Origin of the sequence: Arthrobacter sp. 'calajunan', from assembly GCF_046940185.1 — a bacterium.
GTDB lineage: Bacteria > Actinomycetota > Actinomycetes > Actinomycetales > Micrococcaceae > Glutamicibacter > Glutamicibacter soli.
In genome coordinates this window covers 1-14,754 of sequence record NZ_JBKZDY010000003.1, presented here as the reverse complement: position 1 = coordinate 14,754, position 14,754 = coordinate 1, and the positions used below count along the sequence as shown (strand labels likewise).

Genomic DNA, 14,754 nt, shown 5'->3' with positions numbered 1-14,754 from the left:
ATACTCGCGCACTCGCTACGGGATGTGATGGCTCACGCCATATTCAAAGGAGAAGTTCTATGTCAGCAAACTCGTCCACGGATCTTCCCGAGATGGAGCAATCCACCTCGGCGAAGATGAGCGCAGGCTCGCTGTCCATGGCCTGGTACGGACTGGTTTCGGCCATGTTCTTCATTTACATCGGGGCATCGCTCGCCCAGGCCTACGGCACCATCGATACGCTCATCGGCCTGGCCATCACGATTGTCATCTACGGCGCCATCAACCGCATCCTCGCAGGCTACGCGCTGCGCAGCGGGCTGACGGTCGCCCAGTTCTCCCGCACGCTGCTGGGCCGCAAGGGCGCGGTCCTGGCCACCCTGATCTTCGCCGCCACCGCCATCTACTATGCGGTCTTCGAAGGAGCCATCCTGGGCTACGCCTTCCAGATGCAGTTCGGCGGACCGATCCAGCTTTGGTACGCGCTGGTGGTGCTCTACACCTTGCCGCTGATTGCCGGAGGCATCCAGCGCTGGCTGGACAAGATCAACGGCTGGCTGCTGCCGATCTATTGGGGCGGCCTGCTCACCGCGGTCATCTGGGCATCCATCGCCCACCCGGGCGGCAGCTCCTGGTTGACCCACTCCACCGGTCCCCTGCCCTTCACTGCCGGCGGCCCCGGCTGGCTGGCCACCTGCGCAGCCTTCATGGGTGTGTGGATCCTGATGATGTACACCGTGGACTTCGCCTCGCTGGGACGTGCCAAGGACATCAAGGTCCACGAGCGCTACACCTTCGGCTGGCTGTTCTACACCCTGGCCTTCGGCGCCAACTCGCTGATCGGCATCTACCTGACCTTCACCATCCCAGGTGCCGAAGCCACCGAAACCGGCGTCGCCGGTGCACTGGTGCAGCTCATGGGCCCGCTGGGCCTGCTGGTTATCTTCGTTTCACAGACCCGCATCAACACCGCGAACTACGCCTTGGGCATTTCCAACCTAAAGGAATTCGGTGCTCGGGCATTGGGTCTGAAGCTGCCGAGCCTGGCCTGGGTGTTCATCGGCGCAGTCATCATCTACCTGCTCATGCTGTTGCCAGTGGTGCAGTACCTGCTGCTGGCGCTGTCCTGGCAGGGCGCATTGGTCACCGGCTGGGTCGCCATCGCCCTGGTGCACATCCGCTACGAGAAGAAGTTCTCGCTCCAGCCAGACAGCCCGAACCTGCCCGACCGCACGTTCCCGGCATTCAACGCAGCTGGCGTCAGCGCCTGGGTCATCTCAGCAGCGGTGGGCATCGCCATGGTCCAGTCGGGAAGCGCATGGGGCGCAAACCTGGGTGTCTTCATCACTCCGGTCCTAGCCGCCACGATCTACGCGATCTGGAACCCTGGCGCCCGCGCCAAGCGACACCACGATGCATTGGCATCGGTGAAGCAGTTGTAGTACCCACATGGGAAAGATTAGCGGTGCTGTTGGGTGCATTCATTGAATGCGCCCAACAGCACCAAATTGGTATGACGAAATACCCCAGGCATCAATGCGAACAGCGTTTGCAGCGATATAGGCCGAGTCGTTTACCGGTGCAGCAATCGCGCAGGTGGCTCTGAACGATGATATTAAGTGGACCCAATCGGCAATTTTGGTGGCTCGCAAACCTCCGAATGTTCAGTAGCTGCCGAATAGCGCGAAACGGTACCCCGGTTCCAACTACCTGGTGTGAAATCTCATGAGTTCGGTTGTGAACGAAGTAGTGAGATTCAGCGTCCACGAAGTGCTGAGATTACACACCGACTAACCTGACTCGTGGTAACGACTAAACGTATTTGGCAGTCAAAGCGCGCCACCTAACTTCTTGGCAGTTCACGCGTTCACATATCCTGTCTTCTCAAACTGATAATGTTCAGGCATATCGTCTGATGAGGAGCTAAGCCCAATGGTTCGTAAATGGTCGCATTTTGATGACTTGCGTCTGCGCCAAGAAGCGATCGCGTGGCTTAGAGTTCGAACGGATGATGGTAAATACTCACTGACCCGCGAAGAAATCAACGACTTCTTTTTCGATGGAGAACCTTTCAAGCTCATAGATCCAATGAAAGGGATCCGGAAGCCACAAGTACTAGATACTGCTTTGAGCATCATGACTTCCTTCAGAAAGCCTGGCGAAGAACGGCCATACGCCGATGAGGTTGGAAACGACGGTCTGCCCCGGTACATGTGGGAAGGCAATGATCCCTATAAGAATACGAATGCTGGGCTCCGACTTGCCCAAGAACGCAAACTCCCTATCATCTGGTTCATCGGTGTCGGTGGTTCGCCGATGCGGTTTCATGTTCTTTGCCCTGTCAATATCGTCGGTGAAGAACTCGAACATCAGCGATTCGTATTAGAAATCGCTTCGGAAGAGGGACTAGCCCTTGCCGAGTTAGCTTCTCCGAGCGGGCCGGGCACAATCGTCAAGAAGTATCTAGTCCGAGAAACCAAAGTGCGTTTGCATCAGCCAGTTTTCAGAGCATCAGTCATTCGCGCCTACAACGTTAGATGCGCCGTATGCAACCTGGGCCATGAGCAGCTACTTGATGCAGCACATATCATTCGTGACTCGCATGAAAATGGAATCCCTTCGGTTACGAACGGTCTCGCTCTATGTAAGATCCACCACGCTGCGTATGACACCTCGATCCTTGGAATCACGCCTGACTACACAGTTGAGATCCGACAGGATCTTCTCGAAGAAATCGATGGCCCGATGCTTGAGCACGGTTTAAAACAGCGACACAAGCAAAAGTTGATGATGCTGCCCAGCGCCATAAAAGAACGTCCTGATCGCGAACTACTTGCTGTCACCTATAAAGAGTTCCTCGAGAAGCAGTCGGCTTAATTCCTTCAGGCCCAGCGTGCTGAATAGCGATTGAAGGTAATCCTGTTCTTGCGCCTGGGTGTAAAATCTCGCAACATCTAATACGTGAATACCTCAGCCTACGCTCCTACATTTCACTCCTTAAGTCTGCATGGCCTATCGTTCCCGAGATGCTACTCATCTCGGGAATGCTGAGCTTGAAAATGCACCCTAGGTTGATGGACCCGTGAGCCAAGTGGAGAATCTACGCGGCAGACGGAGTCAACTGCACGTCAAAACCCATGCGTTCCAAGTCCTTCACAGCACGAATCTTCGAACGCGACTGGTTACGTTGCTGGTAGTAATCAGCTCCCAGCTCCTTGAAGCCCTCCCCATTGGCAAGAATATGCCACACAGCCACGATCAACGTGTGCTCGATCGCGACCAACGCACGGCTTCCTCCTCTGCGCGGATAGAGCCGTCGGAACCGTGCCGCAAGGAACGTATCCTTCGGATGGGTGACGCTCAATGCTGCCGCGCCCAGCGCGGCTTTCAGGTAGGAATCACCGCCTCGCGTACGCGACGATTTGCTACGACCGGCCGATTCATTCTGACCAGGACAAACGCCTGCCCAGGATGCCAGATGCGCCGCATCGGGAAAAACGCTCATGTCCACACCGATCTCCGCGATGATCGCCTGCGCTGTCAATTCAGACAACCCCGGAACAGTGCTGATAGCTGTGGCCGCTTCCTGGAACGGAAGCATCGCGTTATTGATCTGTTCATCAAGCTCGTCAAGCATTTCGCCCAGTCCGTCAATTTGCTTCAGGAACAGGCGCATCATGAACGCATGATGCTCGGTGAAACGCCCCTCCATCGCATCGACGAGTTCCGGGATCTTGGCCCTCAACCGCCGGTGGGCCAGATTGGCCAAGAACTGCGGGTCTCGTTCTCCGGCAACGAGGGCATCGAGCATGTTCCGCGCCGATACACCGGTAAGGGACGATACGACGGCTGAGAGCTTGATCCCGGTGCGACTCACCGTCATCACCGGGCATGCACCCGTCGAGCGAGCGCCAGGTCTACGGTGACGGCCATCAGTGAGAATTGGTACAGCAGGACGCGCACGCATCCAGATTACGATGGGCTCAGCTCGGCGCTCAGAAGACTAATAATACATATTGAGGCGAAGAATGTTTTGGGCCTTACAGCCTGAGTGAATCTGATAAATCCAAGGACCGCGTTTAAGAAACTTGACCAGATTATACCCATGGGCGAGATTCATTGCCGACTTTTCCACCCCGGCAGTGCAGCATCAAGCGCTTTATGCCTTGAACTCGAAAGATTACCTCTAGCCCGCTTCTGATGCTGATTGTGCAACCAGACCCCTAGAGTTCTTTCATACTCGGAAGAATGATGCTTGTAACGTGGCATTCGGCCGTTCAGCGCAACAAACTCGCATATTGATTCAAGTCTTTGGAGCCATGCTTCGTTCAGAAGTTGCTGCGGATTCATCTGCCAACCTACCAAGTTCTCAAGCAACACGAATTTAGTCCTCGGGAGTAGGCCCTTCTCGAAAAGCCGTCGCTGCCGTGCGATCCAAATATATAATGCGCGTTCTTCAGAGTTGCCGCGATATTGTGGAAGTCTCCCATATGCTGACTGGAACTCGAGAGCCATCTTGACACGTTGCCGCCATTGAGTCGAAGGTCGGTTGGCGCCTCTGGCGTTGAAAGCAATTTCATGCTTTGCATTGAATCCAGGCTCGTATTTCTCACGCTTGCTGAGATGTGAATGTACAGTTGACACGTTCTGATGGCATTTGTCTGCGATTTCCCTTGCAGATAAACCAGCAATGTACATTTGGTCCCATTCGGGGTGTCTCGATACTTCCCATCCCACCATGGAAGCAACGCTACCTCATGACGAAATTCCTGGCAGCATCGCTTGAAGTATTTCCCACAGCCCCTCGCACATTGAATCCACTACATCCTGAATAAATACAGCCGCTGTCTAATGCGAGAATACTGAAGCTAGCCCGCACATACCCGACCCCGAGGCGCAGGCGCTACCAAGAACTTCAGCACCACTTCTATCATCGCTGACGAATCCACCGATATAACTCATGAAGTCATTTAAGCCCCAACGACTCCCAAATGAACGTCGAAGCCCAAACGCTCCAGCTCCTTCACCGCGCCACTCTTCGCTTTGCTCCGGTTGCACTGCTGGTAGTAATCAGGTCCCAGCTCGTTGAATACCTCGCCGTAGGCCAACATGTGCCAAATCGCGTTGAAGATCGTGTGCTCGATAGCCACCAGCGCGCGGCTGCCGCCGCGGCGTGGATAGAGCCGTCTAAACCCTGCGGCCAGGAACGTGTTCTTCTACCGGGTCGCGCTCAGGGCCGCGGTGCCCAGCGCAGCCTTCACAGAGGAATCTCCGCCCCGGGGTGCGATGACTTACTGCGTCAGGCCGATTCGTTCTGCCCCGAGCAGACCCCGCCCAGGAGGCCAGGTGCGCCGCATCGGGAAACACGCTCATGTCCATTCCGATCTCAGCAATGACCGCCTCGGATGACGTGTCCGAAAGCCCGGGATCGTGGAGATCGCCGAAGCCGCTTCCCGAAAAGGGGTCATTGCTTCCTCGATCTGTGCCTCGAGTTCGCTGATCATTTCCTCCAAGCCGTCGGTTTGCTTCAGGAACAACACATCATGAATTCATGATGCTGCGCGAAGCGGCCTTGCCGCGCGTCTATGAGGTCCGGGATTTTCTGGCGCAGCCCAGTCCTGAGCCATGTAGGCCAGCACCTGAGGGCCACCTTCCCCGTCCACCAGGGCGTCGAGCATGTGCCGGGCCGATACGCCGGTCAAGGTGGAAACTATCGCGGAAAACTTGGTCCTTCAAGGATTCGAGGAACTTTTCCATCCGCTGGTAGACCTTGGTGCGGTCATGCACCAACGAGGAACGTGTGCGGGTCAGGTCCCGCAATTGCCTGATCGATTTGAGAGGGATGAAAGAACTATGCAACAAGTTGTGCGCGGCCAGCTGGGCCAACCGGGTCACTCTCGTTCACGCCGGATTTTGTCTCGGGATGTTCCTGGCTTGTTTCGCGATGACCGGCATCACCTGCAATTGGCCTTCCATCAGGTAATAGAAGGGCTTCCGGTAGTTGCTCGTCGCTTCCATGACCGCCGTTGATAACTTGCACCTCCTTCAGGTATTCAACCAGCGCGAGGACCTGCTTGGTCGTTGCACCGAAGGTGAGGACCGTGGTCGTATAGGTTCCTCGACGCTTGCCGGTTTGCGCACTGCGACCTTGACGTCTCGTTTGGAGATGTCCATCCCTGCGGCGCGCTGATGCAGCACGTCCATGATCGTTTCGCCTTCTTCTTTCTCGGTCGGTGATCTGCGACCATTTCTGGTGTTGGCGATTTGTGGCGGTTCAAGGAGTAAAGCAGATAATTCTAGTACTCGTGCTCTTGACAACAATCCACGGTTCCCGTGGAGACTCACACGTCAGACCAAACATCGGGCTCGAAGCACCATATTAGGACCGATATGACATGAGCCGCCATCACCATCAGGCTGCGTTCTTCGCCCTCGGGGATCACGAGCGGTGGAAGCCTCGGCAGGAGTACGCTAATTGTCCATTCTCTCTGCGGGTCGGAGCCCCTGGTTAGCTGAACAGCTTTCACCTGAGCCTGGCGACTCACGTATGCACCTCGAAATAATTTGGTGGATTCAGATAATGTCCGGTTTGCAACGATCAGCTCGGGGCACGTTAGTCTCTTACTTGTTAGAAGGAACCGGGTAGTTCGCTTGACACGAGTACAACCGATTAGTGACGAATCACTTCGCGCGATTAGATGGGCTCATGCTGACCTGCGATGAGATATGGATGATATGCAACCAAGGGTCTCGTCCGTTCCCACAGCAGCCAAGAGCACCACAGCTCTAGGGGACAATCTATTGTTTCCCCGTCATAAGCGTCAGCGGCACTTGTTGCACAAGTATCTCGTCGAGGCTTTCACGACATGGTAGCCCTACATCCTGTAGTACGTGTCCGGCTCAAAGTCAGCCAACCACTCTCGATTTTTTGGGTGTGTGGACATCCACCGTACCAACTCCCGGAGTGTATCGTTGAGCTCCGCAAGTAGCGCAACCTGACGATGCACGAATGTCTTATCCGTTAAGTTTGCACGGAGCGCATGAGCCGGCTTCTGCCTAGCATGACGTATCTCGCGTAGAGGCCGCATCAGTTCTTTGACTACTGCCACATCGATGCCCCTGCCTTCAAGGAAAGTAGCAAGGCGAGTTAGAGTGCCTAAATTCTGGCCACTCTTGTCCTTGCGGGGTGCACCTGCTGAGGTTAGACCGTCATGCCGGATGTTGTCCGAAAGCACCTTATCGAGCTGCACAATGAACTCGTCCCATTCTCGTTGCGATGGACGTAACAGCCAACCGAACTCGTGCGGTCGCTTGGTGTGCTTGAAAAGCTCTTCTCCGAAGGCTCCCATCCAAAGCGCGTCGAGGTCGGTTAGTTTGAGGAAGAGGTATTCGAACGGCCCAACGTCGTTGGTCCAGTGACCCATCTTGGCCGCCCACCATGCGGGATGAGGTTCTAGACCTGCGTCTGGCACCTGATATGACCGCCAACGTTGTTGGTGTTCCGGGGTCAGCTTCTCGAGATCGCCATAGAACGCAGCGACACGTCGGACGATCTGTGACGTCACGTTAGAACTATCGTAGTTGGAAAGATCGTAGGCAAACCCAAGATGACTCAACGACACCTTGTCGCGATCAAGCTCGGTCTCGTCAAGGTAGGCCTCGTCGCTGATACCCATGTCAACACCGAAGTCACCGTATCGGAAGTGATACCGCGGGTCGTTCCGATAGGGCTCGAGCACGTCCAAGCTGAAATATGCGAGTTCTAACGTTCCACGGCCTTTTGCCATTGCCTTGCCGAAGGGCTGTTCCTGGAGGCGTGCCGGAACGCGCACGCCTCTCAGAGCAAGCGGGGTCGGATATAACACCGCACCATAGCCTCCCCTTGTCAACTCATCGAGCGACTCGACTTGCGACTCGACGGTTCTCTGTGAAGGCCATGGCCGGATGTGGGGATTGGGATAGTCAACGTCTGACACCATCACCTGAAGTTTGCCATCTATTACTAGCTTCTTTGCTTCGTCAAGCAACGCTGGCTCGACATTCAAACGCAGGTGGAGTCCGTTATAGTCGCCGGACTTCAGATACCGGTCTATTACCGCCTTCATGAGGGCATCAGGGGTTATTTCAATCACTGGCCCAGTTAACCACATCTGAAGATTCTCAATGCATCGATCATTGCGCTTGCTCCATTCTTTAGAATCGACCTCTGTAAGGTCGGAAACCGAACGCGGTGACAGATCGAGCTGGTCGATACTCTAGAGATTCCGAGGGCTAGTGAACTATTAGGGCTATTCGATTTTGGCGTGGCGTCCCCAGAATAAGTATGGCTGTGAGTTTTGTAGTGGCTGGTCTGGGACCAGCTGGCAGGGTAGATGCCAGGCTTCCCACCGATGTGGGCATGACTCAAAGTAAGGCTGACCGGATAGGTGTCGTTTGCGAGAATCGTCTGTCTACGTTATAGGCCGGCCGGCGCCTACCCTACCCACCTCGGTAGCCCGATCAGAAGAATGTCCACGTACCAGGGTGTGACCCATCACAGTGTTGCTCCGACGGTGACTTCTCACAGTCCCCTGCGATTCCGGATGTCGAAAAGAAGGGCTGGTTCTCTAGACCAGTTCGATAGGCGGTACGTTCAATAGTGCGGTCTCGGTGACCGTCATGAGATTTGTTGTAAATGTGAAGCCTTAGCTAGGACCCCCGTTCCATGCCTGGACTTTGTCCGCTAAGTCGGATGTACAAGACACGGTCATGGACTGGCTCGTTGGTACGCCCATACTCGGTTGCATTCGACCTTGACCTATCAGACACCGATGGAGTTTGGGCTACTCTACTATGATGAAATCAACGGCCTGTTACCCGATTTTATCCCTAGTGGATTAGCGGTACGAATTCCGGGACGGTTTACTGAATATGGAACACCAAGGACGAGGGGCGAGTGATGAGAATCAGTTACGATAAGCTCTGGAAACTGTTTTTTGACAAGGACACGAGCAAAAACCAGCTCCAGACAGAGGCCAGGATCTCATCATCGACCATGGGCAAAATTGGGCGAGGCGGAATTGTGCAAACCAAGGTCCTCATGCGTATCCGCGAAACCCTGGGTTGTGACATTCAAAATATCGTCGTGGTTGTTAAAAACGAAGGAGTCTAGACTGTGGCGAGAATGCGGACCTTTAACGAGGCGACCAGAGTGCAGATGCCTGCGTTGATTCATCTGACCCGGCTGGGATATACATATTTCGGCAAGCTCACAGAGGACATGGCTGGCACCGTCTATGACCCGACTACGAACATCCTTCTCGAAGTGTTCAAAGCTCAGTTCGAGAAACTCAATCCCGAACACAGTGGCCGCGCTGACGAGGTACTCCGTAGCGTCCGCCAAGAACTCGACAATGACGACCTTGGACGCAGCTTTCACAACCGTCTGACCAGTTCAAGTCCTCTGAGGCTGATTGACTTCGACAATCCAGCGAATAACGCGTTTCATTTCACGGCAGAGTTTACGTGCAAGAATGGGCAGGACGAGTTCCGTCCGGACATAACACTATTTGTGAATGGCCTTCCCCTGTCTTTCGTAGAAGTGAAGAAACCGAATAATCGCGGCGGAATGGTTGCAGAGAGCACGCGCATGAACCGTGGGCGTTTCCCAAACCGTAAATTCCGTCGATTCATCAACATCACCCAGTTGATGATCTTCTCCAACAACATGGACTATGATGCAGAGGGCGGCATCACCCCAATTCAGGGCGTCTTCTACTGCACTGGCGCGCGCGAAGACACAAAGTTCTCTGCTTTCCGGGAGGACAACCCAGCAGGATCCGGTCAAGCGCCATTTCACGCCCAGTTCCCCTACATGCAGATCGATAATGCCGTCGAGCTACAGATACTGAACGACTATAACGTTCAAGTTATCCGCACCACGCCTGAGTACGCCACCAATTTGGATAAATTCACGCCAACGAACCGCGCCTTGACTTCGATGGTGTCCGCAGAGCGTCTGCTCTTCCTCATCAAATACGGGATCGCTTATGTACGGATCGACCGTGAGATTGACGGGAAGATCGAATCCACCGATCAGAAGCACATCATGCGCTACCAGCAGGTTTTCGCCTCTCTCGCAGTGTGTCAGAAGCTTAATGAGGGCGTCACTTCTGGGGTCATTTGGCACACCCAAGGTAGCGGCAAGACCGCCTTGTCGTACTACCTTAATAACGTACTGACCGACTATTACGCCGCACATAACAAGGTTGCCAAATTCTACTTCATTGTTGACCGCCTTGACCTCCTGGAGCAAGCTTCACAAGAGTTCGAGGCCCGCGGTTTGGAAGTGAAGACCGCGAACTCGCGTACAGAATTGATGGAACAGTTCCGAACGAATCAATCACTTGAGGGCGACTCAGGCCGCCGTGAAGTAACTGTCGTCAATATCCAACGGTTCGATGAAGACAAAGCCAGAATCGATTCATCCGCGTATGCAACAAACCTTCAACGAATATTTATCATCGATGAGGCGCACCGAGGCTACAACCCAACAGGTAGCTTCCTGGCCAACTTGCTCGAATCTGACCCGAGCTCAATCAAGATTGCTCTGACCGGTACACCCCTGCTCAAAGATGAGCGAGCATCCTGGAAAGTCTTCGGCGACTACATACACACGTACTACTACGACAAGTCAATACAAGATGGCTACACCCTCAAGATCATCCGTGAAGACATTGAAACCGCCTATAGGGACAAGCTTTCCGAAATATTTGACAGCCTCGACCATCTGATTCTCAAGAAGGAGGTCAGCAAGAAGGAAATCGTCGAGCACGAGCACTACGTGAAAGAGCTCCTGCGCTACGTCATCACTGACTTCAAGCGATTCCGAACCATCAACGGTGATGGCAGTCTCGGTGGCATGTTGATCTGCGAAACCAGCCAACAAGCTCGGAACCTCTACGCTTATTTTGATGAAATCCAAACCGAACTCAACGAGATGAGCGGTAGCCGCCTAAAACTTCGAGCTGGCTTGATCCTTTTCGACAGCGATGACAAGGACACCCAAAAGCAGATCATCAAAGATTTCAAGAAGAACTACACCGTAGACATACTGATCGTCTTCAACATGCTGCTCACCGGCTTCGACGCACCACGGCTCAAACGCCTATACCTCGGACGAAAACTCAAAGACCACAACCTACTACAGGCTCTTACCCGCGTAAATCGCCCCTATAAAGATAACAAGTACGGGTACGTGGTGGACTTCGCTGACATTAAGCAAAACTTCGACGAAACCAACGCGGCGTATCTGAAAGAGCTCAACAAGTTCAACGATCCAGAAGAAACGGGGGAGGACGGGCGCGCAGCGATTGAACAGGTCATCGAAGATCCTGCCGCTCTCGTGGCGCAGGTGCGCGAGGCCAGGAATACACTCTTCACCTATGACCTCAATAACGCTGAAGTGTTCAGTCGCCAGCTCGCAGGGATCGATGACAAGGAGACACTCCTTAAACTCAGGAAAGCATTGCAGGCAATCCGTGAAGGTATGAACCTCGCGCGTACCTTCGGCGATGACGAGCTCAAGGCCGCGATGGAACGGATGAACATTGAGAAGCTTCCTTCACTGCTCTCTGAGGTCGAGAACGCCATTGGCATACTCAACCAGAAAGAAGCTTTCAGCAGCTCCGATGAAACCCGGCGGGTCATCAATGAGGCGATGCTCGATATTGAGTTTAAATTCCGGCTGAAGAACGAAGAGGAACTGAACATCCTCGCTGGTGCAGGCGACAAGTTCCAATCAAAGTGGAAACGTGCCATACGTGAATTCACGGCGAACGTTGACAAAGAAGACCCCGAGTTCGTTACCCTTCGCGATGCCTTCATGCAACGGTTCAAAGAGCGTGGCTTCGTCATCGACTCAATGAGTGCGTTCGACGAGGAAAACCGCGCCCTCGACCAGGTAATGGACCGCCTCATTGAAATTAAACGACGCAATGACGCATTACTGCGTAGATACAAGGGCGATCCCAAGTTCGTTCGTGTACACAAACGTATCCGTGAAGAAGGCGAACGGCGCCGAAAGTTAGGTCAGCCCCCAGTGGAGTTCGAGTACGATGAAGAGCTCGTCGAGTTCCTCACCGTCGTGAAGAACGAGATTGACTTCAAGATCTACGAACGAGCAGACATTCTGAGAACGGATGGGTACTTCTCCCAGGTCGTCATGCAGACACTAGCTCTAGGTCTAGCCAAGCTGAGCTTCAGCAGCACTCGAGCCGATAAGACATTCATGCAAGAGCGCATCACACGCCAGTACCGAGATCAGTACATCGGCGCACAAACGCTTTCATGATGAAAGGATCAACCACCATGAGCCAAGACATTAAACGCGACACCGCTGAACTGATCGACGCACTCAAAGCCACCTGCCAAACCTACGGGCTAGGCAACGACGGCAACGAGTACAAGATCATCACGCAAGTCTTCCTATACAAGTTCCTCAACGACAAGTTCGGCTACGAAATTAAAAAGCTCAGCCCTCTGCTTGCCGACGCTGAACATTGGGAAGTCAGCTATGCGCAGATGAACGAGGACGACCGTCTCGACCTGCTTGATCTCCTTTCCCCTGACGTGCCGCGGCTATCACCTGAACACCTCATCGCAAACCTGTGGAACCAGCAAGCCAAGGGTGAGTTCGATGCGATCTTCGATGCGATCATGTTGGATATCGCGAACGACAACATTGACATCTTCTCTACTCAAACGACTGAACGCACTAAGATCCCCTTGTTTGAGAGGCTCACTATCTATGTAACCGATGATGCGCAACGAGCCGCTTTCGCTCGAGCGCTCGTGGATAAACTCGTAAATTTCTCGTTCGAAAAATCTTTCAACGAGCACTACGACTTCTTCGCCGCAGTTTTTGAGTACCTGATCAAAGACTACAACACTGCTGGAGGCGGCAAATACGCCGAATACTATACACCACACGCTATCGCGACCATCATGGCCAGGTTACTTGTTGGTGATGACCACGACCTCTACAACGTAGAATGCTACGACCCATCAGCCGGAACCGGGACGTTGCTCATGGCACTCAGTCACGCCATCGGTGAAGACAGATGCACAATCTTTGCCCAAGACATCTCACAACGCAGCAACAAGATGCTCAAGCTGAACCTGATCCTCAACTCGTTGGTCTCCTCGCTCGATCACGCGGTACAGGGTGACACGCTTGCCCAGCCTTACCACAAAAGTGATGACGGCTCCGAGCTTCGTCAATTTGACTATGTCGTGTCGAACCCTCCCTTCAAAATGGATTTCTCTGACACACAAGAGAAACTTTCCGCTATGCCCGAACGTTTCTGGGGTGGCGTACCAAAAGTGCCTGCGAAGAAGAAGGAGTCTATGGCGATCTACACTCTCTTCATTCAGCACGTAATCAATTCGCTCAAAGCAGCGGGGAAAGGCGCAATCGTTGTACCGACCGGGTTTCTGACAGCGAAAACTGGTATAGAGAAGAATGTGTTGCACCATCTGGTCAATGAACGTATCGTATACGGTGCCGTAAGCATGCCATCAAACGTTTTTGCTAACACCGGTACAAATGTATCTGTGCTGTTCTTCGATAAGTCGTGCGCTGCAGACCGGGTAATCCTAATCGACGCCTCTAAGTTAGGTGAACTGTACAAAGAAGGTAACACTCAGAAGCGTCGTCTCCGGGCGCCAGAGATCGACCAAATCGTTGAGACTTTCACTAATCAGGAAGTGATTGACGATTTCTCAGTTGCAGTCAGCTACGACGACATCAAAGCAAAAAACTACTCTCTGGCGGCTGGGCAGTACTTCGACGTTAAGATTAAGTACGTAGATCTGACGGCCGAGGAGTTCCATGCTCAGATGGGCAAATACCAAGATACTCTTCAGGAGCTCTTCGCTAAAAGCACGAACTTACAAGATGAAATCATGAATCAACTCGGTAGGGTGCGATATGAATAACCTCGGCCTTGCTCATAAAGCGCTGAAGACGACCGGTAAACTTAACACAAGCGCAGTTGATGTGGGCGGATCCTATCCGTTCTTCACCTTTGCAGAATACCCACTTTCTGTGGATTCGTACTGGTTCCCACAAACGCGATCTTAGTGCCAAGATCAGGGGTCTGCTGAAGGTTTGCTTGACATGATGGTTTATGCTGCCAGAGCGACGGATGTAATGATGTGTCCTTGGATAGATAGGGAGTAAGCGTGTACCACACCAATCATGGCTCTCTCGAAATATCCCGCAGAACTCCGCGAGAGCACAAAGAACCGTCCAGGAAATCATGCCGCTATTTTACAAGCGGCAACATCGGGTAACGTGCCGGTGATTTCATCATAGTAGAGTTCCTCGAACTCCACCGGAGTCCGATAGCCGAGGGTCGAGTGCAACCGGGTATTGTTTTACCACTGCACCCATTCCATCACCAGATCATCCACGTCCGCCTTGGTGGACAAAGCCCCTGCATGGAACGGGGAATCCCCGGCCACGTCCTCATTCTTAAACAACCCCATCACGGTCTCGGCAGCCGCATTATCGAATGCATCCCCGATCGACCCGATCGACGGGACCAGCCCTTCCTCAGCCAGCGTCCGGGTGTACCACTGCGAGGTATATTCGGCGCCGGCATCACTGAACCGTCCCGGAAATCATGCCGCCGTCTTGTGTGCGGCAGCGTCGGGTAACGAGCCGGAATTTTCATCATAGTAGGTTTGCTCGAATTCCTCCGGCGTCTGGTGGCCCAGCGAGGAATGCAAGCG

The 14,754-nt window shown here is 53.6% G+C and carries 9 protein-coding genes; 5 read left to right on the top strand and 4 right to left on the bottom strand.

The genetic code is table 11. From position 1 onward, the window contains the following. Positions 1-59 precede the first annotated feature (59 nt). Both RF641_RS04915 and RF641_RS04910 read left to right on the top strand, forming a co-directional pair. Positions 60-1,421, top strand: coding sequence for a purine-cytosine permease family protein (locus RF641_RS04915; protein WP_424572672.1), 1,362 nt, complete (start codon positions 60-62; stop codon positions 1,419-1,421). Between the two features lie 490 nt (positions 1,422-1,911). Then, positions 1,912-2,856: an HNH endonuclease gene (locus RF641_RS04910; RefSeq protein ID WP_424572671.1), complete on the top strand. Its 945-nt coding sequence runs from the start codon at positions 1,912-1,914 to the stop codon at positions 2,854-2,856. 223 nt (positions 2,857-3,079) lie between these two features. Here the strand turns inward: RF641_RS04910 and RF641_RS04905 are convergent, their stop codons facing one another. The 4 genes from RF641_RS04905 to RF641_RS04890 all read right to left on the bottom strand — a co-directional run bounded on the left by RF641_RS04905 (position 3,080) and on the right by RF641_RS04890 (position 8,111). Further along, a complete protein-coding gene (locus tag RF641_RS04905) occupies positions 3,080-3,790 on the bottom strand; it encodes a transposase (protein ID WP_424572670.1) in 711 nt (236 codons plus the stop codon). A 305-nt stretch (positions 3,791-4,095) separates the two neighbouring features. Next, positions 4,096-4,329 (bottom strand): helicase associated domain-containing protein, encoded by a 234-nt coding sequence (locus RF641_RS04900; RefSeq protein WP_424572858.1) that lies wholly within the window; start codon positions 4,327-4,329, stop codon positions 4,096-4,098. Between the two features lie 620 nt (positions 4,330-4,949). Further along, complete coding sequence (locus RF641_RS04895; protein WP_424572669.1) at positions 4,950-5,129, bottom strand: hypothetical protein; 180 nt, start codon at positions 5,127-5,129, stop codon at positions 4,950-4,952. A gap of 1,725 nt (positions 5,130-6,854) precedes the next feature. Continuing rightward, positions 6,855-8,111, bottom strand: a complete 1,257-nt coding sequence (locus RF641_RS04890; RefSeq protein ID WP_424572668.1) for a hypothetical protein — start codon at positions 8,109-8,111, stop codon at positions 6,855-6,857. An 806-nt stretch (positions 8,112-8,917) separates the two neighbouring features. Between RF641_RS04890 and RF641_RS04885 the strand changes: the two genes are divergently transcribed. Genes RF641_RS04885 through RF641_RS04875 form a run of 3 tightly spaced genes read left to right on the top strand, consistent with a single transcriptional unit; the run spans position 8,918 to position 13,956 of the window. Beyond that, entirely contained in the window at positions 8,918-9,130 is a 213-nt protein-coding gene (locus RF641_RS04885; RefSeq protein WP_424572667.1) for a helix-turn-helix domain-containing protein, read from the top strand. 12 nt (positions 9,131-9,142) lie between these two features. Beyond that, positions 9,143-12,310 (top strand): type I restriction endonuclease subunit R, encoded by a 3,168-nt coding sequence (locus RF641_RS04880; RefSeq protein ID WP_424572857.1) that lies wholly within the window; start codon positions 9,143-9,145, stop codon positions 12,308-12,310. A gap of 17 nt (positions 12,311-12,327) precedes the next feature. Further along, positions 12,328-13,956, top strand: a complete 1,629-nt coding sequence (locus RF641_RS04875) for an HsdM family class I SAM-dependent methyltransferase (protein ID WP_424572666.1) — start codon at positions 12,328-12,330, stop codon at positions 13,954-13,956. Positions 13,957-14,754: the final 798 nt, after the last annotated feature.

Coding starts and splice junctions, on each gene's coding strand:
- RF641_RS04875 (WP_424572666.1), top strand. CDS start 12,328: ATGAGCCAAGACATTAAACGCGACACCGCTGAACTGATCGACGCACTC.
- RF641_RS04905 (WP_424572670.1), bottom strand. CDS start 3,790: ATGCTCGATGCCCTCGTTGCCGGAGAACGAGACCCGCAGTTCTTGGCC.
- RF641_RS04915 (WP_424572672.1), top strand. CDS start 60: ATGTCAGCAAACTCGTCCACGGATCTTCCCGAGATGGAGCAATCCACC.
- RF641_RS04910 (WP_424572671.1), top strand. CDS start 1,912: ATGGTTCGTAAATGGTCGCATTTTGATGACTTGCGTCTGCGCCAAGAA.
- RF641_RS04900 (WP_424572858.1), bottom strand. CDS start 4,329: ATGAATCCGCAGCAACTTCTGAACGAAGCATGGCTCCAAAGACTTGAA.
- RF641_RS04880 (WP_424572857.1), top strand. CDS start 9,143: ATGCGGACCTTTAACGAGGCGACCAGAGTGCAGATGCCTGCGTTGATT.
- RF641_RS04885 (WP_424572667.1), top strand. CDS start 8,918: ATGAGAATCAGTTACGATAAGCTCTGGAAACTGTTTTTTGACAAGGAC.